This is a genomic window from Christensenella hongkongensis, assembly GCF_000981035.1.
Classification (GTDB): Bacteria; Bacillota; Clostridia; order Christensenellales; family Christensenellaceae; genus Christensenella; species Christensenella hongkongensis.
The window spans coordinates 1-324 of record NZ_LAYJ01000034.1 but is presented as its reverse complement, the minus strand read 5'-3'; the positions used below and the strand labels follow the sequence as shown (position 1 = coordinate 324).

Annotated in this window: 1 protein-coding gene; it reads left to right on the top strand. The window is 42.0% G+C overall.

The features are described 5' to 3' along the window. Nucleotides 1-109 (top strand): triose-phosphate isomerase (locus CHK_RS15945; protein ID WP_200896514.1); only part of this gene is annotated, 109 nt, incomplete at its 5' end. Nucleotides 110-324: the final 215 nt, after the last annotated feature.

The following is a 324-nucleotide window of genomic DNA, read 5'->3' as shown; positions in this document are numbered from 1 at the left end:
GAACGCGGGCAACGCGTCCGAGCTGATGGGAATGAGCGATATAGATGGCGGCCTCATTGGCGGCGCAAGCCTGAAAGCCGCAGATTTTGCAAAAGTAGTCAATTATTGAAAAAAGACCGAAATCGTAGACTTTTTTGGTCGGCAAAAAAGGCATAATAAAAACGCCTTTTCAGGCGTTTCAGGTTAAAAATCAACTCGACCAAAAAAGTCTACATTATCCTGTCAGCAAGCCATGCCGTGTTATGGTATGGCAGGCAAAAACAAATTTGTATTGTGGAACGATTGCAGTTTATCAGTTGTATTTTATTAATTAGCTGTAAGACA